At 55.2% G+C, this 20,521-nt stretch carries 12 protein-coding genes, 4 tRNA genes and 4 pseudogenes; 17 read left to right on the top strand and 3 right to left on the bottom strand.

Features of this window, described 5'->3' with window-relative positions; genetic code table 11:
* Positions 1 to 90: 90 nt before the first annotated feature.
* Both gppA and rhlB read right to left on the bottom strand, forming a co-directional pair.
* Positions 91 to 1,587 carry a guanosine-5'-triphosphate,3'-diphosphate diphosphatase gene (gene gppA / locus O1V66_RS16420; protein ID WP_045049799.1) on the bottom strand — a complete coding sequence of 499 codons (1,497 nt, stop codon included), beginning with the start codon at positions 1,585 to 1,587 and terminating at the stop codon, positions 91 to 93.
* Between the two features lie 5 nt (positions 1,588 to 1,592).
* Positions 1,593 to 2,895 (bottom strand): annotated as a pseudogene (gene rhlB / locus O1V66_RS16415) (ATP-dependent RNA helicase RhlB).
* Positions 2,896 to 3,027: 132 nt separating this feature from the next.
* Here rhlB and trxA point away from each other — a divergent pair.
* From trxA to O1V66_RS16330, 17 genes and pseudogenes are all read left to right on the top strand, one after another.
* A complete protein-coding gene (gene trxA / locus O1V66_RS16410; RefSeq protein ID WP_045049797.1) occupies positions 3,028 to 3,354 on the top strand; it encodes a thioredoxin TrxA in 327 nt (108 codons plus the stop codon).
* Positions 3,355 to 3,811: 457 nt separating this feature from the next.
* Entirely contained in the window at positions 3,812 to 5,071 is a 1,260-nt protein-coding gene (gene rho / locus O1V66_RS16405) for a transcription termination factor Rho (protein WP_045049796.1), read from the top strand.
* A gap of 330 nt (positions 5,072 to 5,401) precedes the next feature.
* Complete coding sequence (gene wecA, locus O1V66_RS16400; RefSeq protein WP_045049795.1) at positions 5,402 to 6,493, top strand: UDP-N-acetylglucosamine--undecaprenyl-phosphate N-acetylglucosaminephosphotransferase; 1,092 nt, start codon at positions 5,402 to 5,404, stop codon at positions 6,491 to 6,493.
* A 68-nt stretch (positions 6,494 to 6,561) separates the two neighbouring features.
* A pseudogene (gene wzzE / locus O1V66_RS16395) lies at positions 6,562 to 7,613 on the top strand (ECA polysaccharide chain length modulation protein).
* Positions 7,614 to 7,670: 57 nt separating this feature from the next.
* Positions 7,671 to 8,789, top strand: coding sequence for a non-hydrolyzing UDP-N-acetylglucosamine 2-epimerase (gene wecB / locus O1V66_RS16390; RefSeq protein ID WP_045049793.1), 1,119 nt, complete (start codon positions 7,671 to 7,673; stop codon positions 8,787 to 8,789).
* 8 nt (positions 8,790 to 8,797) lie between these two features.
* Positions 8,798 to 10,090, top strand: coding sequence for a UDP-N-acetyl-D-mannosamine dehydrogenase (gene wecC, locus O1V66_RS16385; protein ID WP_045049819.1), 1,293 nt, complete (start codon positions 8,798 to 8,800; stop codon positions 10,088 to 10,090).
* Between the two features lie 35 nt (positions 10,091 to 10,125).
* A complete protein-coding gene (gene rffC / locus O1V66_RS16380) occupies positions 10,126 to 10,833 on the top strand; it encodes a dTDP-4-amino-4,6-dideoxy-D-galactose acyltransferase (protein ID WP_045049792.1) in 708 nt (235 codons plus the stop codon).
* Between the two features lie 4 nt (positions 10,834 to 10,837).
* Positions 10,838 to 11,968 (top strand): annotated as a pseudogene (rffA, locus tag O1V66_RS16375) (dTDP-4-amino-4,6-dideoxygalactose transaminase).
* Position 11,969: 1 nt separating this feature from the next.
* On the top strand, positions 11,970 to 13,220 hold the full coding sequence (wzxE, locus tag O1V66_RS16370; protein ID WP_045049790.1) for a lipid III flippase WzxE: 1,251 nt from the start codon (positions 11,970 to 11,972) through the stop codon (positions 13,218 to 13,220).
* A complete protein-coding gene (locus tag O1V66_RS16365; RefSeq protein WP_045049789.1) occupies positions 13,217 to 14,302 on the top strand; it encodes a TDP-N-acetylfucosamine:lipid II N-acetylfucosaminyltransferase in 1,086 nt (361 codons plus the stop codon). The genes wzxE and O1V66_RS16365 overlap by 4 nt, the downstream gene beginning before the upstream one ends.
* Positions 14,299 to 15,678, top strand: a complete 1,380-nt coding sequence (wzyE, locus tag O1V66_RS16360; protein ID WP_045049788.1) for an ECA oligosaccharide polymerase — start codon at positions 14,299 to 14,301, stop codon at positions 15,676 to 15,678. Before O1V66_RS16365 ends, wzyE begins: the two co-directional genes overlap by 4 nt.
* A 2-nt stretch (positions 15,679 to 15,680) precedes the next feature.
* Positions 15,681 to 16,430, top strand: coding sequence for a lipopolysaccharide N-acetylmannosaminouronosyltransferase (gene wecG / locus O1V66_RS16355; protein ID WP_045049787.1), 750 nt, complete (start codon positions 15,681 to 15,683; stop codon positions 16,428 to 16,430).
* A 230-nt stretch (positions 16,431 to 16,660) separates the two neighbouring features.
* Complete coding sequence (gene thrP, locus O1V66_RS16350) at positions 16,661 to 18,034, top strand: bifunctional threonine/serine APC transporter ThrP (RefSeq protein ID WP_045049786.1); 1,374 nt, start codon at positions 16,661 to 16,663, stop codon at positions 18,032 to 18,034.
* Between the two features lie 149 nt (positions 18,035 to 18,183).
* Positions 18,184 to 18,260 (top strand) — tRNA-Arg (locus O1V66_RS16345).
* A gap of 67 nt (positions 18,261 to 18,327) precedes the next feature.
* A tRNA-His gene (locus tag O1V66_RS16340) sits at positions 18,328 to 18,403 on the top strand.
* Positions 18,404 to 18,456: 53 nt separating this feature from the next.
* Positions 18,457 to 18,543: transfer RNA gene (locus O1V66_RS16335), tRNA-Leu, on the top strand.
* A 73-nt stretch (positions 18,544 to 18,616) separates the two neighbouring features.
* A tRNA-Pro gene (locus tag O1V66_RS16330) sits at positions 18,617 to 18,693 on the top strand.
* A gap of 629 nt (positions 18,694 to 19,322) precedes the next feature.
* Here the strand turns inward: O1V66_RS16330 and hemY are convergent.
* Positions 19,323 to 20,520, bottom strand: a pseudogene (gene hemY / locus O1V66_RS16325) (protoheme IX biogenesis protein HemY).
* Between the last annotated feature and the right edge of the window lies 1 nt (position 20,521).

Raw genomic sequence — 20,521 nt, 5'->3', positions numbered from 1 at the left:
CCGGCCCGTTTCACACAGCCAATAAAAAAGGGAGCCGATGGCTCCCTTGTTATTTTGCACCCTAAACACCAATTTATGGCGATTAGGCGACTATTTGCTGGCTTCTTCGATATACAGCGGCCAATGCACGTAACTTTGCCAATGGCTTTCCTGTTCCAGCTCTTCGGCCCGCAAAGGATGCTGCTCCAGCCATCCGGTCGGTACCAGCACGTTCAACTCGTCGTCGTTGGCGCGCAGCCGAACCGCAGGCAACGTGTCGTCGCGACGGCGGCTGGCAAAGATAATCGCCAGACGCATGATGCGACAAAGGCGCTCCGCCTGACGTGGCGGCAGCGCGTTTTGCTGATTCAGCAACGGCAAATCAAGATTGCTGCTCTGGTTTTGCAGCAGCGTGGCCAGCAGTTTTTTCTGCGCAGGCGTAAAGCCCGGCAAATCGAGATGGCGAATCAGGTAGGCGGCATGGTTCTGCGCCTGTTTGAAATCGACACTCAGCCCGATTTCATGAATCAGGCAGGCGCTGGTCAGCAACTCGCGGGCGCGAGCATCCAGTTGCCAGGTGCTCGAAACCTGCTGCGAAAAGTTTTCGGCCAGTGCCGCCACGCGGTTTGCCTGCTCGACGTCGAGCAGATAACGGCGTTGCAGATTGTGCAGCGTGCGTTGACGAATATCCTGTTCCACCGGCAGATGCAGCATGCCGTACACCAGACCTTCGCGCAGCGCGCCGCCTGCCAGCATCATCGATTCGATGTTCAGCGTCTTGAAGATGGCGATGAGAATCGACAGTCCGCTCGGGAAAACCAGCGCACGTTCCAGCGTCAGACCTTCGATTTCCAGCTCTTCGAGCTTGCCGCACTGAATGGCGCGCTGTTTAAGCTGTTGCAGTTTGGACAAGGTGATCCGCTCGTCCATGCCCTGCGCGACCATGATTTCCTGCAACGCCTGAACGGTGCCGGACGCGCCGACGCAAACCTGCCAACCCTTGGCAATCAGTTCGGGTGCAACGGGCAGAATCATCTCGATGGCGGCCTGCTCGGCCTGCTCGAAGTTCTCCCGGGCCAGACTGCGGTCGGAGAAATAACGTTCGAGCCAGGTGACACAGCCCATGGATAGGCTAAACAGCGAGTTGGCCTGCGCACCCGTGCCGGTTACCAGCTCGGTGCTGCCGCCGCCAATGTCGACGACCAGACGCTGATCGGGACCGCCGGTAGTATGAGCGACACCGTGGTAGATCAGCCGCGCTTCTTCTTCTCCGCTAATCACCTGAATTTCACAGCCCAGGATCTGTTCGGCCACTGCAAGAAACGCATCGGCATTTTTCGCCAGACGCAGCGTTGCCGTCGCCACCACGCGAATTTGTTCGCGCGGAATATCCTGTAAACGTTCGGAAAATAACTTCAGGCACTGCCATCCGCGCTGCATGGCTTCCGCAGAGAGATGACTGTTTTTATCCAGTCCGGCAGCCAGACGCACTTTACGTTTGATTCTGGCCAGCGTTTGAATACTGCCTGCCACCTCACGGACCACCAGCATATGAAAGCTGTTGGAGCCCAGATCGATCGCTGCATAAAGTGAGGTGGAACTCAGCATAGTTTTCAGCCCGAACGTTTGCGGTTGTTACGTGGTGCATTACCACCGCGTCGTGAAGAAGATGAGGAGGACGAATTACGGCGCGGGCCGTTGCCGTTGCGGGTACGTGCAAGACGTTTCGGCGCAGGCAGGCCGGTCAGCAGGGCATCGCTGTTGTATTTGCTGACAGGAATGCTGTGACCGGTATAGGTTTCGATAGCAGGCAGATTCAGCGCGTACTCTTCACAGGCCAGGCTAATCGAGTGACCGCTCAGGCCGGCACGACCGGTACGGCCGATGCGGTGAACATAGTCTTCGCAGTCGTCAGGCAGGTCATAGTTGAAGACGTGGGTTACTGCAGGAATGTGCAGACCACGGGCAGCGACGTCGGTCGCGACCAGAATGTCGAGATCACCCTTGGTGAAATCTTCCAGCACGCGCAGGCGTTTCTTCTGCGCCACGTCGCCGGTCAGCAGGCCCACGCGGTGTCCGTCGGCAGCCAGATGGCCCCAGACATCTTCACAGCGGTGCTTGGTGTTGGCGAAGATGATGCAGCGGTCTGGCCACTCTTCTTCTATAAGGGTTTGCAGAAGACGCATTTTCTCTTCATTCGAAGGATAGAAAAGTTCTTCCTGAATACGGTGACCCGTTTTCTGTTCCGGTTCGATTTCAATCGACTCGGCATTGTTCATGTTTTCGAACGCCAGCTCTTTAACGCGATATGAAAGCGTTGCGGAGAACCAGCATGTTGAGACGCTGGGTGGCAGGCGGCATCCGGCGGAACAGCCAGCGGATGTCTTTGATAAAGCCGAGATCGAACATGCGATCGGCTTCGTCCAGCACGACGACCTGGATGGCACCCAGATTAACGTGGTTCTGTTTTGCGTAATCGATTAAACGGCCAGTGGTGCCAATCAGGATATCAACGCCGCTTTCCAGCACTTTAAGCTGTTTGTCGTAGCCGTCGCCACCGTAGGCCAGACCGAGTTTCAGTCCGGTTGATTCAGAAAGCGCTTCGGCATCTGAATGAATTTGTACTGCCAATTCGCGCGTCGGTGCCATAATCAAGGCACGCGGCTGATTGGTCTGGCGACCTTCAGCAGGCGGGTTGGAAAGCAGATAATGGAAAGTAGACGCTAAAAAAGCCAGCGTCTTGCCGGTACCGGTTTGCGCCTGACCTGCAACATCACGTCCGGAGAGTGTGATGGGGAGTGCCAATGCCTGGATAGGCGTGCAGTAATGAAACCCTTTCTTTTCAAGGGCTTCGACTGCCAGCGGGTGCAGGGCGAAGTCGGAAAACTTCTGTTCGGTTAAGTGTGTTTTGCTCATAGTGTGGTAGAATATCAGCTAACTATTGCTTTACGAAAGCATATCCGTTGAAATAAACGTGGTGAAATAGAGTCAACCTACTGTTGGTTAATGCTACATCAACAAGGTAAAGATAATCCTTTGGAGTAGAACATGAGCGATAAAATTATTCACCTTTCTGATGACAGTTTCGATGCAGAAGTACTGAAAGCCGATGGACTGGTGCTGGTCGATTTCTGGGCAGAATGGTGTGGTCCTTGCAAGATGATTGCTCCGATCCTGGACGAGATCGCTGTCGAGTTCGAAGGCAAGCTGACTGTTGCCAAACTGAACATCGACGAAAACCCGGGCACCGCACCTAAATACGGTATCCGCGGCATCCCGACCCTGCTGTTGTTCAAGGACGGCGAAGTGGCGGCGACCAAGGTCGGCGCACTGTCCAAAGGTCAGTTGAAAGAGTTCCTCAACGCCAACCTGTAATCGATTGAATGACCAAAATCAGGCGTTTGGCGGGCAACGTGTGTTTTTCACACTGACCGCTAGACGCCTGCAAAGAAGCGTGCTAAGTTTACGCTTACTGCATATTTGAGCTTACCTGTAGTTTGATTCTAGCGTTTTACTCTGTGTCGAAACCATCTGCCTATTAAAGTTGCTTTGATAAAAACTGCTTACATAGAATAAGCCTCGTTGAAAAACAGGTGTAATGGCGATGTGCTTTGACAATCTAACGGTTTCAAAAAAATCGGCTTTGAGACACCTTCAATTTAAGTCTGCCCTCTTTCAAGAAATAGCTCGCGAGCCTCGCCCGTGACCTGTAATCAGAAGCTGCAAATTGAATGTCTTTACCCTAAGTTATTTAAGCTGGCACGGACCACCCTTGCCATCCTCATTCACGACAGTTTTTCGAGACATACCCCGAGTTTAAGAACCCACCATTATGAATCTTACCGAATTAAAGAATACGCCGGTCTCTGAGCTGATTGCCCTCGGCGAAAATATGGGGCTGGAAAACCAGGCCCGCATGCGTAAGCAAGACATCATCTTTTCAATCCTGAAGCAGCACGCCAAGAGCGGAGAAGATATCTTCGGTGACGGTGTTCTGGAGATACTGCAGGACGGATTCGGTTTCCTCCGCTCGGGTGACAGCTCCTACCTCGCCGGTCCAGATGATATCTACGTTTCTCCTAGTCAAATCCGCCGCTTCAACCTCCGTACCGGTGATACCATTTCAGGTAAAATCCGACCGCCAAAAGAAGGCGAGCGCTATTTCGCGCTGTTGAAAGTCAACGAAGTCAACTACGACAAACCAGAAAACGCCCGTAACAAAATCCTGTTTGAAAACCTTACCCCACTGCATGCCAACTCGCGTCTGCGCATGGAACGCGGTAACGGTTCTACCGAAGACCTCACCGCTCGCGTACTCGACCTGGCCTCGCCAATTGGTCGTGGTCAGCGTGGTCTGATTGTGGCACCGCCGAAAGCCGGTAAAACCATGCTGCTGCAAAACATCGCCCAGAGCATTGCCTACAATCACCCTGACTGCGTGCTGATGGTGCTGCTTATCGACGAACGTCCGGAAGAAGTGACCGAGATGCAGCGTCTGGTTAAAGGTGAAGTTATCGCTTCTACCTTCGACGAGCCGGCATCGCGTCACGTGCAGGTTGCCGAGATGGTTATCGAGAAAGCCAAGCGTCTGGTCGAGCACAAGAAAGACGTTATCATCCTTCTGGACTCCATCACTCGTCTGGCGCGTGCCTACAACACCGTTGTGCCTGCGTCGGGTAAAGTGCTGACCGGTGGTGTTGATGCCAACGCCCTGCACCGTCCAAAACGCTTCTTCGGTGCGGCACGTAACGTGGAAGAGGGCGGCAGCCTGACCATCATCGCTACGGCGCTGGTCGACACCGGCTCCAAAATGGATGAAGTCATCTACGAAGAGTTTAAAGGTACAGGTAACATGGAATTGCATCTGGCGCGTAAAATCGCCGAGAAGCGCGTATTCCCGGCTATCGACTACAACCGTTCCGGTACCCGAAAGGAAGAGTTGCTGACATCTTCCGAAGAACTGCAAAAAATGTGGATCCTGCGCAAGATTATTCACCCAATGGGCGAAATCGATGCGATGGAGTTCCTCATCAATAAATTGGCAATGACCAAAACTAATGACGAGTTCTTCGACATGATGAAACGTTCGTAAAGACGAATCGTTGCTTCCTATAAAAAACGCTGCGTGTAGACGTGGCGTTTTTTGCTTTTGGTCGCTACGATGTGTAGTGATACTGCCTCATTCAACTCACAATCAGATAACGCCGGATAGTCAGTGTTGGCAACATTCATTATTTTGTCGCTGTGCAATGGCGGGCAGGAAGGACGTTTCGACATCATCGATTAAAGCTACTATAAATTCGAATCGTCATCATAGGATATGGCATTTATACCGCAAGGTGGTAATGGCTGTTGCCAGATTCACGACCACGCTGCCCGAACAGTCGTGCAGTTTTACCATTAATGCAGAGACGTTTTAACTGTGAATTTACTCAATATGAGTACTGAACTTGTCGTTGTCTTCTTGTTTTCATTTCTCTTTTTATTTTTGGCGAGAAAAATTGCCAAGAAAATTGGATTAGTTGATAAACCGGATTTCCGTAAACGTCATCAAGGATTGATCCCCTTGGTGGGCGGCATTTCTGTTTATGTCGGCGTGTGCTTCGCCTTTCTGACCAGCAATCCCCAAATCCCGCATAAATTTCTCTATCTCGGCTGTGCCGGTTTACTGGTGCTGGTGGGCGCGCTGGACGATAAATTCGATATCAGCGTAAAAATTCGCGCCTGCGTTCAGGCGCTGGTCGCCGTATTGATGATGGTTTACGGGGATATGGTGCTGCATGACCTCGGGCGCATTATCGGTCCGTGGCAGATGGTGCTGGGTCCGTTCGGCTATCTGGTCACCCTGTTTGCGGTGTGGGCCGCCATCAATGCCTTCAATATGGTCGACGGCATCGACGGCCTGCTGGGCGGGTTGTCCTGCGTGACCTTCGGCTCGATGGGCGTTGTGATGCTCTATTCCGGCAACGACTCGCTGGCGCTGTGGTGTTTCGCCATGATAGCCGCCATCATTCCCTACATCATGCTCAACCTTGGCGTTTTTGGCCGCCGCTTCAAAGTCTTCATGGGCGACGCGGGCAGTACGCTTATCGGCTTTACCGTGATCTGGATCCTGCTGCAATGCACCCAGACGTCACGCACCTCGTTCCATCCGCCGATGACTCCCGTGACCGCGCTGTGGCTTATCGCCATTCCGTTGATGGACATGATTGCCATCATGTATCGCCGTTTGCGCAAGGGCATGAGCCCGTTTACCGCCGATCGTCAGCATATACACCATTTGATTATGCGCGCCGGTTTCACCTCGCGTCAGGCTTTCCTGCTTATCACACTCGCCGCGGCCGTACTGGCCTCGATCGGCGTGATAGGCGATCATCTCGGCCTACCCGAGTGGCTGATGCTGGGGCTGTTCCTTCTTGCCTTCATGCTGTACGGCTACTGTATCAAACGTGCCTGGCGTGTGGCGCGTCTGCTCAAGCGAATCAAACGAAGACTGCGTCGACCGGCTGCCTGAGGGCGTGTCCGTTCGAGTGAAAGATTCACCCGGTTATTTCGACAATTAATGAAAAGTTGGTGGGAACGATGAAGTCAGAGACGACGACAAGGAAAGAGCTCGCCCTTGATAACGAGCTGGATATTCGCGGGCTTTGCCGCACGCTGTGGCAGGGCAAGCTGTGGATTATCGGACTGGCGGCAGGTTTTGCCCTCGTTGCCCTGCTGATTTCGCTGTTGATGAAGCAGGCGTGGAGTACGACGGCGGTCACGGACAAGCCTACGGTAAACAATCTGGCGTCCTATTTCTCCCAGGAGCAGTTCCTGCGCAATCTTGATGCCAAAAATACCTTCACGCCCGCAGGCGATCAGGCCTCTATCTCGGACGATGCCTACAGCGAATTCGTCATGCAGCTGGCAGCCTATGACACTCGCCGCGACTTCTGGCTGAATAATCCTTATTACGTACAGCGCAAGCAAGGCGATGCCGCGGCCGATGCCGTGCTGCTCGACAAGCTGATAGCCGGTATCCAGTTCACGCCGCGTGACGACAAGAAGCTGCCGAACGACAGCGTGAAACTGACCGCCGAAACCGCCGCCGACGCCAATCAGCTGCTGCGTCAGTATGTCGATTTCGCGAGCGAGCGCGCATCGGCGCATCTCTATGATGAAATTCAGGGTGCATGGGCCGCGCGTGCGCAGTCGATGAAGGCGCAGGTAAAACGTCAGGAAGCGGTGGCTACCGCAATCTATAACCGCGAGCTGAACAATACCCGTCAGGCGCTGACCATCGCCCAGCAGCAGAATATCGACCATAGCATTACCGATGCCACGCCAGACCGTCTGCCCGATGCCGACATGTTCCTGCTCGGCACGCCGATGTTGCAGGCCCGTCTCAAGCTGCTGCAGGCTTCCGGTCCGAGTTTTGACATCGATTACGATCAGAATAAAGCGATGTTGGCTACGCTTAATGTGGGGCCGGTTTTGAACGCCAAATTCCAGACCTACCGCTATCTCCGCACGCCGGAAGAGCCGGTAAGTCGCGACAGTCCTCGCCGTGCATTGCTGATGGTAATGTGGGGCATTGTCGGGGATTACTGGGTGCAGGCGTTGCTCTGGCCCGTCGCCGCGTCGCGTCATAAAATAAAATAAAAAGCCATGCGTCTCTGACAAGGCGCCTGTTAAAAGAGAGTGCCTCTGTGAAAGTATTAACGATTTTCGGTACCAGGCCGGAAGCAATAAAAATGGCACCCCTGGTACATGCTTTGGCTCAGGATGATGCCTTTGAATCAAAAGTCTGTGTGACTGCCCAGCATCGCGAAATGCTGGATCAGGTATTGCATCTTTTCGCTATCAAGCCGGATTATGACCTCAATATCATGCAACCCGGCCAGGGGCTGAGTGAAATCACCAGCCGTATCCTGCTGGGTCTGCAACCGGTGCTCGAAGACTTCAGGCCCGATGTCGTGCTGGTTCACGGCGACACCACCACGGCGCTGTCGGCAAGCCTTGCCGCGTTCTATCAGCAGATCCCGATTGGTCACGTCGAGGCGGGGCTGCGCACCGGCGATCTGCTGTCGCCGTGGCCGGAAGAGGGCAATCGCCGTCTGACCGGGCATCTCGCAAAATGGCATTTTGCGCCGACCGACATCTCCCGCAGCAATCTGCTGCGCGAAGGCGTGGATGAAACCCGCGTCACCGTCACCGGCAATACGGTCATCGATGCGTTGCTGTGGGTGCGCAATCTGCTTCAGGCCTCGCCCGAACTCAATGCCGACATCGCCCGTCGCTATCATTTTATTCGCCCCGACAAAAAGCTGATTCTGGTCACCGGCCACCGTCGCGAGAGTTTTGGCGGCGGGTTCGAGCGCATTTGCGGCGCGCTGGCCGAAATTGCCACGCGTCACGACGACGTGCAGATCCTCTATCCGGTTCACCTCAATCCGCAGGTGCGGGAGCCGGTAAACCGTATTTTGCAGGGAATAGACAACGTCATCCTGATTGAACCGCAGGACTATCTACCTTTCGTTTATCTGATGGATAAAGCCTATCTGATTCTGACCGATTCCGGCGGAATACAGGAAGAGGCGCCGTCGCTCGGCAAACCGGTGCTGGTGATGCGCGATACCACCGAAAGGCCGGAAGCCGTCGCAGCCGGCACCGTCAAACTGGTCGGCACCGATACCGCCGCCATCGTCGGTGAAGTTTCCCGACTGCTTAACGACGCCGAGGCGTATCACGCCATGACACGGGCGCACAACCCTTACGGTGACGGCCACGCCTGTTGCCGCATCTTGAGTGCATTGAAGAATACTTGAGCAAAATCATGACCGTAACCACGACTTCCGAACAACATACGCCGTTTGCCACCCTTTCCGTCATCGGACTGGGCTACATCGGTCTGCCCACGGCGGCGGCCTTTGCGTCACGCCAGAAAAAGGTCATTGGCGTCGATATCAATCAGCGCGCGGTCGATATCATCAATCGCGGCGGCGTGCATATCGTCGAGCCGGAGCTGGACACGCTGGTGAAACAGGCGGTAGAGGCCGGTTTTCTTACCGCCGTGACAGCGCCACAGCCCGCCGATGCCTTTCTTATTGCCGTGCCGACGCCGTTCAAGGACGGTCATCAGCCGGACATGACTTACGTGCAGAAAGCCGTCACCTCGCTGGCTCCGGTGCTGAAAAAGGGCGACCTAATCATTCTCGAATCGACCTCGCCGGTTGGCGCAACGGAGCAGATGGCGCAGTGGCTGGCCGATCTGCGCCCCGATCTGCGTTTTCCACATCAGGACGCGGTCGCGCCCGACATCAATGTCGCCTATTGTCCCGAGCGCGTGTTGCCGGGCAAGGTGATGGTCGAGCTTATCAAGAACGACCGCGTGATTGGCGGCATGACCGAACAGTGTTCGCAGCGCGCCAGCGACCTGTACAATATTTTCCTGCAGGGTGAATGTGTGGTGACCAACAGCCGCACGGCGGAGATGTGCAAGCTCACCGAAAACAGCTTCCGCGACGTCAATATCGCCTTTGCCAACGAACTGTCGCTGATTTGCGATGCGCAGGGGATTAACGTCTGGGAGCTGATTCGCCTCGCCAACCGCCATCCGCGCGTGAATATCCTGCAACCGGGGCCGGGCGTCGGCGGACACTGTATCGCCGTCGATCCGTGGTTTATTGTGTCTCAGCATCCTGATCTCGCGCGCCTTATTCAAACTGCGCGTGAAGTGAATGACGGCAAGCCGTTCTGGGTGGTCGACAAGGTCAAGGCGGCGGTCGCCGATTGCCTGACCGCGACCGGCAAACGCGCCGCCGACGTTAACATTGCCTGTTTCGGGCTGGCGTTCAAACCGGATATCGATGACCTGCGCGAAAGCCCGGCGGTTCACGTCGCCGCGCTTATCGCCGACTGGCACGCGGGTGAAACCTGGGCCGTCGAGCCGCATGTCGAGCACCTGCCTGCCGCGCTGGAAAACAAGGCCACGCTCAAGACACTGGACACGGCGCTCGAGAAGGCCGACGTGCTGGTGATGCTGGTCGATCACAGCGCATTCAGGCAGAGAGCAGGCCAGCAGATTACGCAGCGTTGGGTCGTCGACACCAAAGGTGTGTGGCGCTAGGTCCATAACAGCACGATATTGGACGTGGAGGAAAAATGAACGACACACTTATCCGCGGGCGAGTTGACTATTTGCAGTGGGAAAGCGATTTTTTCTCCCGACCGAGCGCTAAACTGACCCTTGATTTGGCCGGACCGACTCTGACGCGCGAAGCGTTGAGCCGATATCCTCTGGTGCAGGCCAAGGTTCAGGCCGATGAAAGCGACACGCTGGACGCGCTCTACGCCCTTGGCTTCCGGTTGGTGGAAGGCGAAATCGACTTTACGCTGACCCTGCATGAAAACGCCCGGAACGACGTCGATTATCGACGGGCTTCCGAGGCCGACATTGCGGCAGTAAGGCAGCTTGCTGGCAGCGCCTTTCAGCTCAGCCGGTTTCGTGCGCCGTGGTATGAACGCCATGATTCTGGCCGTTTCTATGCGCTGTGGGCCGAAAAAGCCATTCTCGGCACCTTCGATACCCACTGTTTAACCCTGAACACGCAAGATGGTCAACTGTCTGGATTTGTAACGCTGCGCGGTATCGAACCCGGCGTTGCCCGTATCGGTCTGCTGGCCGTTCAGCCGCAGATGACGGGCCGTGGCATTGGCCGACAACTGCTCAATGCGGCCAAAAGCTGGTGCATCGCGCAAGGTTTCAGCCAGCTGAAAGTCGCAACGCAAACGGGCAACATGGCGGCATTGAATCTTTATCGCGCCAGCGGCGGCATTCTGTCTCATTCAGCCTATTGGCTGTACAGGTAACTTTATGATCCCATTTAACTCTCCTCCTGTCGTTGGCACCGAGCTTGACTATATTCAGGCCGCAATGGGCAGTGGCAAACTCTGTGGCGACGGCGGTTTTACCCGTCGCTGCCAGCAATGGCTGGAAAAAACTTCAACTGCCCGAAAGTGCTGCTGACGCCTTCCTGTACCGCGTCGCTTGAGATGGCCGCCATTCTGCTGGACATCAAGCCTGGTGATGAAGTGATCATGCCGAGCTATACCTTCGTCTCGACCGCCAACGCGTTTGTACTGCGCGGCGCGACCATCGTGTTCGTCGATATCCGGCCGGATACCATGAACATCGACGAAACACTGATTGAAGCGGCGATTACCGACAAGACGAAGGCCATCGTGCCGGTGCATTATGCGGGCGTGGCCTGCGAGATGGACACCATCATGGCGCTGGCCGACAAACATAAGCTGTTTGTGATTGAAGATGCGGCGCAGGGCGTCATGTCGACCTATAAAGGCCGCGCGCTCGGCACGATAGGTCATATCGGCTGTTTCAGTTTCCATGAAACCAAAAACTACACCGCCGGTGGCGAGGGTGGAGCAACGCTGATTAACTCCCAGGCACTGGTCGAACGCGCAGAAATTATCCGCGAGAAAGGCACCAACCGCAGCCAGTTCTTCCGGGGTCAGGTAGACAAATACACCTGGCGTGACATTGGCTCGAGCTACCTGATGGCCGATTTGCAGGCCGCCTATCTCTGGGCCCAGCTTGAAGCCGCGGAAAAAATCAACCAGCGTCGCCTCGAATTGTGGAACGCCTACCATCGCGCCCTCAAACCGCTGGAAGACAAAGGCGAGCTGGTGCTGCCGACAATTGCGCCCGGCTGCGTGCACAACGCCCATATGTTTTATATCAAGTTCAACAGCAGCGAACAGCGCGATGCGTTAATCGACTATATGAAAGAGGCCGAAATCCTGACCGTCTTCCATTACATTCCGCTGCACTCTTCCACGGCGGGCAAAAAGTTCGGCTATTTCTGCGGCGAAGACGTCTTCACCACGCAAGAGAGCAGCAAACTGGTGCGCCTGCCGCTGGTTCTACAACATGAGCAACGTCATGCAACAGGCGGTTATCTCTACGCTGCGGAGTTTCTTCGCCTGATATGTCTCTTGCAAAAGCTTCTCTGTGGACCGCCGGGTCGACGCTGATTAAAATCGGTGCCGGCCTGATTGTCATTAAACTGCTGGCCGTGGCCTTTGGCCCGAGCGGCGTCGGACAGGCGGGGAATTTCCGCCAGCTGATTACCGTACTCGGCGTGCTGTCCGGCGCAGGTATCTACAACGGCGTGACCAAATACGTTGCCGAGCATCAGCAGGATCCCGAGCGCCTCAAGGCTGTGCTGGGAACCGCCTCGGCACTCGTACTCGGCTTCTCGACCCTGCTGGCGCTGGTTTTTCTGTTTGCCGCCGAACCGGTCAGCGTGGCGCTGTTTGGTCATCCTGACTATCAATCGGTGGTGCGGGCCGTCGCGCTGATTCAAATGGGCATCGCCTACGCCAACCTGTTCCAGGCGATTCTCAAAGGGTATCGCGATGCGCAGGGCAATGCGCTGGCGGTCATCGGCGGCAGTCTCGTCGGGCTGCTGGCCTATTGGCTGTGCTTTACGCTGGGCGGTTATCGGGGCGCACTGACGGGTTTTGCGCTGGTGCCTGCGCTGGTCGTGATTCCTGCGGCCATCATGTTGCTGCGCCGCCGCGCGTTTACGCTCGATTTCTTGAAGCCCGCCTGGGACCGCGCCCTCGTGCGGCACTTTGCCAAGTTCACCGTCATGGCGTTGATAACTTCCGTGACACTGCCGGTGGCCTACGTGATGATGCGTAATCTGCTGGCCGAGCACGATGGCTGGCAGGCGGTCGGGATCTGGCAGGGCGTGAGCAGTATTTCGGATGCCTATCTGCAATTTATTACCGCCTCGTTCAGCGTCTATTTACTGCCGACGCTGGCGCGCTTGAAGAGCAAGGCGGAAATCAGCCGCGAAATTCTCAAGGCGCTGAAGTTTGTGATGCCGGTAGTGGCGGCGGTGAGCTTTAGCGTCTGGTTGCTGCGCGATTTTGCCATCTGGCTACTGTTTTCCTCCCAATTTACGGCCATGCGCGATCTTTTTGCCTGGCAACTGGTGGGAGATGTGTTAAAAGTCAGCGCCTATATCTTTGGTTATCTGGTGATTGCCAAGGCGTCGCTGCGGTTTTATCTGCTAACCGAAATCAGCCAGTTTTCGCTGCTGACGCTTTTCTCGCATTGGCTAATCCCGATGCATGGCGCCCTTGGTGCCGCGCAGGCCTACATGGCTACCTACATTCTCTATTTTGCGCTGTGCTGTACCTTTTTTGTTATCTATCGTAGACGAGCATGACAACGCTGATTCACGTTTTGGGATCTGATATCCCGCACCATAATTTAACCGTGCTGCGCTTCTTCAATGACGTGCTGCTGACGCACGTCCCACGGGAAAGGGCGCAACATTTCATGGTCGCCAGTCGCGATGCGGCATCGTGCGCCGAATTTACGTCGCTCGATATCGACGTGCACGGCGACAAGACATCGCTGGCGCAGGCGGTTATCGCCAGGGCGCAGGCCGACAGGCAGTGCCGCTTCTTCTTTCACGGCCAGTTCAATCCGCTGCTGTGGCTGGCGCTTATCAGCGGTAAAATCAAGCCGCATCAGGTTTGCTGGCACGTTTGGGGCGCGGACCTTTACGAGACCTCCACCCGTCTGAAATTCAGAATGTTTTATCTGCTGCGGCGAAGAGCGCAGGGGCGTCTCGGGCATGTTTTTGCGACCCGTGGCGACCTGAGTTATTACCGTCAACGGCACCCGCGCGTACCGGCCTCGCTGCTGTATTTTCCGACCCGAATGGACCCGGCACTCACGCTGCCCGCCGACACGCCTGCGCCCGAAGGGCTGCCTCGCGTGCTGGTCGGCAACTCCGGTGACCCGAGCAATCTGCATCTTGAGGCGCTGCATGCGTTGCATAAACAATGGGGACCCGATATCCAGCTGGTTATCCCGATGGGCTATCCCGCCAATAATCAGACCTATATCGAGCAGGTGCGCCGCGAAGCGCTGTCTCTGTTTCCTGCCGAAAATATCGCGCTGCTGACCGAGTCCATGGGCTTTGCCGACTATTTGCAGATGCTGAAAACCTGCTCGCTCGGTTACTTTATTTTCGAACGCCAGCAGGGGATTGGTACGCTTTGCCTGCTGATTCAGTTTGGCGTGCCGTTTGTGCTGAGTCGCAAGAATCCGTTCTGGCAGGATATGGCCGAGCAGAATCTGCCGGTGCTGTTCACCGACGATGCCCTGGATGCCGCGACGCTCGCCGAAGCGCGTCGTCAGTTGCTGACCGCCGACCGCCAGAAGATAGCCTTCTTTAACCCGAATTATATTCAGGGCTGGGTGCAGGCGCTGGACATCGCCGCAGGAGCTTCGTCATGACGCTGGCTGAGTGGGGCGGTCTGAGCCTCGTCTACGGGTTTTCGCTGCTGTTTATCCTGACCCTGACCTATCTCGAGTTTCGTCGGGTGCGCTTTAGTTTCAACCTGTTTTTTTCGGTGCTGTATCTGCTGACTTTTTATTTCGGATTCCCGCTGACCAGCCTGCTGGTGTTCGATTTCAACGTGACCGTGGTGCCGGTGCCTTATCTGTTGCAGGCCCTGCTGTCGGCGACCTGTTTCTACGCCATCTATTACGTGGTGTATAAAACGCGACTGCGCAAGCCGCGTGACGGGCCTGTGCGCGAAGTCTTCACCATGAATCGGGTGGAAACCAATCTGACCTGGATTCTGATGGCGCTGGTGGCGTTTGTCACCCTCGGGATTTTCTTTGCCCACAACGGCTTCCTGCTGTTCAAGCTGACGTCCTACAGCCAGATTTTCTCCAGCAATGTGTCAGGCGTGGCGCTCAAGCGTTTCTTCTATTTCTTTATTCCGGCGATGCTGGTGGTGTATTTCCTCAAGCAGACCGGCCGTCACTGGCTGCTGTTTCTGGCGAGCACTTTCGCGTTCGGGCTGCTGACCTATGTGATTGTCGGCGGCACGCGCGCCAATATCATTATCGCGGTGGCGCTGTTCCTGTTTATCGGCATCATTCGTGGCTGGATCACGCTGTGGATGCTGCTGATGGCCGGTGTCATGGCGGTGGTCGGCATGTTCTGGCTGGCGCTCAAGCGCTATAACCTCGACGTGAGCGGGCCGGAAGCGTTTTATACCTTCCTGTATCTGACGCGTGACACCTTCTCGCCGTGGGAGAATCTGGCGCTGCTCCTGCAAAACTACGACAAGATTCATTTTCAGGGCCTGATGCCTATCGTGCGTGATTTCTACGTGTTTATTCCGAGCTGGCTGTGGCACGGCAGGCCGTCGGCGGTACTGAATACCGGCAACTACTTTACCTGGGACGTGCTGGACAACCATTCGGGTCTGGCGATTTCGCCCACGCTGATAGGCTCTCTGGTGGTCATGGGCGGCGCAGCGTTTATTCCGCTGGGGGCAGTGGCGGTCGGGCTTATCATCAAATGGTTCGACTGGATCTACGCGCTGGGTAAAAACAATGCCAACCCGTACAAGGCGGCCATTTTGCAGAGCTTTTGTTTCGGCGCGGTATTCAATATGATTGTTTTGGCTCGCGAGGGAGTGGACTCTTTCTTCTCGCGCGTCATATTTTTCGCCGTCGTTTTCGGCCTTTGCCTGGTCGCCGCCAAGCTGCTGTATTGGCTGTTTGATTCGGCTGGATTGATAAGAGTGCGCACCGGACGGGTCGCCGACGGAAAGGCTGTGCCAGCCTCCGTGCCCCTCATGCGCGAAAAAGGATAATAATGAATTCGAACTCACTCGCCTCTTCCATTCCCAAATATCGTATTCGCGATATCGATCTGTGGGGATTTCGCGACATTACGCAGTTTCGCGATCATCTGCTTTCGGAAAAAGGGGTGAGAAAAGGGACGCTGGTCGCCATTAATGCCGAGAAAGTGCTGGCGACCGAGCGTGATGCCCAGCTGCGCGCGCTTATCAGGGAAGCCGATTACAAGTACGCCGACGGCGTCAGCATGGTGGCCTCGATTCGCCGCAAATATCCCGGTGCCCAGATTGAGCGCGTGCCGGGCGCGGATCTGTGGGAAGCCCTGATGCACCGCGCGGGCCAGCTTGGTACTCCCGTTTTCCTGATTGGCGGTCGTCAGGACGTGCTGTCAAAGACGCAGGACACGCTGCGCACACGCTGGAACGTCAATATTGTCGGCAGCCAGAACGGTTACTTTACTCCCGCCGAACGCGAGGCGCTGTTTGAGCGCATCAAGGCCAGCGGCGCGAAGATAGTGACGGTCGCCATGGGATCGCCGCGTCAGGAAATTCTGATGCGCGACTGCCGAAGGATTTATCCCGATGCGCTTTATATGGGCGTGGGCGGCACCTACGACGTCTTTATCGGTGCCGTAAAGCGTGCGCCAAAAGGCTGGCAAAAGCTGGGCCTCGAGTGGCTCTATCGACTGCTGACTCAACCCAGCCGCCTACCGCGCCAGCTCAAGCTTCTCCGCTTCGTTTACTATTACTACGCGCGTCGGTTATAAAATCCTGCTTTCCCGGTGGCCCCGCTTTTTGCGAGGCCCCCGCCTCCCGCTTGGCCACACTTCGCTGCAAATTCGACCTGCCCCGCTAATTTGTACAATCCTGTTTGCAACTGACTGCAAAATACGGAACCATACCGCCGTTTTTATCTGCCCTGACCTTGGGAAATAACAATAATAGTCCGGACCACCCGGAAAAAGAGCAAACACAACATTCGAGAAACAGAGGATTTATGGCGAGTAGCGAAGAGAAGCAAGGGCTTCATAGAGGGTTGGAAGCCCGTCACATCGAGTTGATAGCCCTCGGCGGCACTATCGGTGTGGGGTTGTTTATGGGGGCAGCGAGTACGCTCAAATGGGCAGGGCCTTCAGTGTTACTGGCCTATATTCTGGCTGGCGTGTTTGTGTTTTTCATCATGCGTTCGATGGGCGAAATGCTGCACCTCGAACCGGTTGCCGGCTCCTTTGCCGTCTATGCCCATAAATATCTGGGGCCTTACTTCGGCTATCTGACCGCCTGGGGCTACTGGTTCATGTGGATTGCCGTCGGCATCTCCGAGATAACTGCCATCGGCGTTTATGCGCAGTTCTGGTTCCCCGATTTGCCACAGTGGATCCCGGCACTGGCGGCAGTTGCCATCGTGGCGGCGGCCAATCTGGCGGCGGTCAAGCTGTACGGCGAAATGGAGTTCTGGTTCGCGCTTATCAAAATCACCACCATTATCGTGATGATCGTCGTGGGGCTTGCGGTTATCTTCTTCGGCTTCGGCAATCATGGTCAGGCTATCGGCTTTGACAATCTCACGGTACATGGCGGTTTCTTCGCAGGCGGCTGGAAGGGCTTCCTGTTTGCGCTCTGTATTGTGGTGGCCTCCTATCAGGGCGTCGAGCTGGTCGGTATTACTGCCGGTGAAGCCAAAAACCCGCAGGTTACCCTCAAACGTGCCATCAACAACATCCTGTGGCGTATCCTGATTTTCTACGTCGGCGCCATCTTTGTTGTCATCACCATTTTCCCGTGGAACGAGATGGGCACCCACGGCAGCCCGTTCGTATTGACCTTCGCCAAGGTCGGAATAACCGCCGCCGCCGGTATCATCAACTTCGTGGTACTGACCGCCGCGCTTTCCGGCTGCAACAGCGGCATGTACAGCTGTGGCCGTATGCTTTATGCCTTGTCGCAAAATCGTCAGTTACCGGCTTTCCTGTCGAAAGTCTCGAAGAGCGGCGTACCGGTTTACGGCATTGCGGTGACGATTATCTGTCTGCTGGTCGGTTCGGGCCTGAATTACCTGATCCCGAATCCGGAACAGGTGTTCGTGTATGTCTACAGCGCCAGTGTGCTGCCGGGCATGGTGCCGTGGTTTGTGGTGCTGGTCAGTCAGCTGCGTTTCCGTGAAGCGCATCGCGATGCGTTGAAGAGCCATCCGTTTAAATCGATTCTGTTCCCTTATACCAACTATCTGACGCTGGCTTTCCTGCTTTGTGTGCTGGTTGGCATGGCGATTAACCCGGATACACGCGTTTCTTTAATGGTTGGCGCAGTATTTATTGCCGCCGTGTCGCTGATTTATCTGGCGCTCGGCATGAACCGTAAAAGCCGATAACGACTTTTACGGTAAAAAAGCGGGGAGGGAGGCTGAAATGCTTACTTTTAGTGCGCAATGAACAAATCGTAATCAAACGAAACTTTTTCAAAAAAAGCACTAGACAGTATAGCGGTTTGGCCGTAGTATCCCTCCCGCAACGGCGCTAAGCGCCCGTAGCTCAGCTGGATAGAGCGCTGCCCTCCGGAGGCAGAGGTCTCAGGTTCGAATCCTGTCGGGCGCACCATTGACCTCGGTTGGTTTTGCGCAAAGAGTTGCGGTGTTAGTTTCGGACGTGAAGTAAAGATACAATGGTGGCTATAGCTCAGTTGGTAGAGCCCTGGATTGTGATTCCAGTTGTCGTGGGTTCGAGTCCCATTAGCCACCCCACTTCTTCCTCAATGAAGAATGTGTGAGTAGTAAAGCGTAAAGTTTGTGACAGTGCGAAGGTGGCGGAATTGGTAGACGCGCTAGCTTCAGGTGTTAGTGTTCTTACGGACGTGAGGGTTCAAGTCCCTCTCTTCGCACCACACAAAACTTTAACAGCGCTGTACCACGTTATCCGTAATACAGGTTGTCATAGTAAAGAATAAAGCAGTACATCGGCGAGTAGCGCAGCTTGGTAGCGCAACTGGTTTGGGACCAGTGGGTCGGAGGTTCGAATCCTCTCTCGCCGACCAATTCAAATAAAGAGCCCTGCAGAAATGCGGGGCTTTTTTGTTTTTGTCTTTCCGCTACACCTCTGCCTGTTCTGTCTCTTTTCTCCTGAGACGCTGTCGCCATAAAGCGACATTTAAATGACTGATATATAAAGTCATTAAATTAAAAGCAAAAATACTGTCACTGCCCGACGACAGGTTTTACCGCTAAAACGCCTTTTCTTACAGCCAGTTAGCACCGCCTATCGACCACGCTCAAATAAATTTTATAATTAATCTCTATTATTCAATAGGATAGATTGCATGGGTGATAAAAATTCCCTTCTAGATGCAGTTTGGCACGCGGCGTGCAATACCTCTTTCGTAGATGCTCATTCCACCCTCTTATGATTGCGTAGCTTCATAAACCTGGGAATGATGCAGAGCCAAATTACAGTGTCTCCTGTCTATCTGAACGATAACCCCGCGGTTATCACCCAGCAGGCAATACGTTGAGTGTGACACTACCCCTGTTGTCAAAGACCTGATTGTTTTCACACTTGTCTCTCCGGCAAGTGTTTTTTTTGCCTGTCGTTTGCCGACCGGTTTATTATCGACTGCCAAAAAAAACGGCCCGCCTAAGCGAGCCGTTGAGCGACAACCTAAAAACGCTATTGATCGGCGCTGTTGTTGATAGTCAGCATCAGGCCTTGATGACGCATCTCTGCGGCTTCGGCAGGTTTGTGCAGTTTATCGAGCGCATCGGCCAGCCACGCATAATCGTAGGCATCGGGGCGCTGTTTCAATGCATCCTTGAACGCTTCGCTCGCCTGCAACCATTCGCCGTGCTTCAACAGAAGCTGTCCGAGCGTGCTGTTCAGCAACGGCGTCGCGCCATTTTGCTTGATGGCGTTACGCAGGAACTTCTCCAGCTGTTCAGGATTACCCGAACGCAGTTTCGGCATCATCGCCACCAGACGCTCGTCATAATGACGTTTAAGACCGTCGAGGATCACGTCCTGTGCCAAATCATGGTCGTTGCACTGAATCAGATGCGCGGCCATCGCCACTTGCAGTGCAGGCTCGTGGCGCGTCTTGCGACTCTGGTTTTTCCACCAGCGCTTCAGACCTTCACTGCCTTCTTCCGACATCAGCTGATTCATCATGCCGACGTACGCCTGCTCCTGAATCAGTTGCAGCTGCTCTTCGTCATAGATATCGGCTTTCGCCATCGACGGCAGAATTTCCATCAGCGAGGCATAGGCACCCGTGCGCATATAAGCCTGGTTCGGCCAGACGCAGTATTTCGGGATGACGCGGCGACAGGGCAATCAGACGATCAACGCCATGGCGCGCCGCGTGGATTTCGCCCTGTGCCAGCTGAATGCGCACGCGGGTGATATCTACCGGCAGCTGATCGGTATCGGCCAGCTCGGCAGCACGCTCGAGATACTGATTGGTGCGGATCTCGTCGCCACGCTGGGAAGCGGCTTCGGCGGCCAGCAGGTAGTTCACCATCGGCTGCTCGGCGTGGTCGGCATTGCGCGCCAGCAGTTTTTCCATCTGACGATGGTCGCCTTCGGCAAGCTTTATCATCGCGCGTTGGGTTTGCTTACGCGCCTTGGACCGCTTGCGACCCACAAACCAGCCCCGCGTGCGTGCGCCGGTACGGAACAGACGGCGCAGCAGCCATTCGATGAAAAACAGCACCACAAACATCAGGATTGCCATGATGACCAGACCGGTCACGCTGGTTTCGATGTTGTAGTTGTCCGTCTGAATCAGCACATAGCCTTGATGGCCGGCCAGCATCGGCCCCACGACAATCCCGGCGATAACAATCAGAAACAGTATGAGAACACGTAGCATG

Origin of the sequence: Rouxiella chamberiensis (assembly GCF_026967475.1) — a bacterium.
Classification (GTDB): Bacteria; Pseudomonadota; Gammaproteobacteria; order Enterobacterales; family Enterobacteriaceae; genus Rouxiella; species Rouxiella chamberiensis.
Note: the sequence above shows the minus strand (reverse complement) of the source record. Positions and strands in the feature narration are given on the sequence as shown.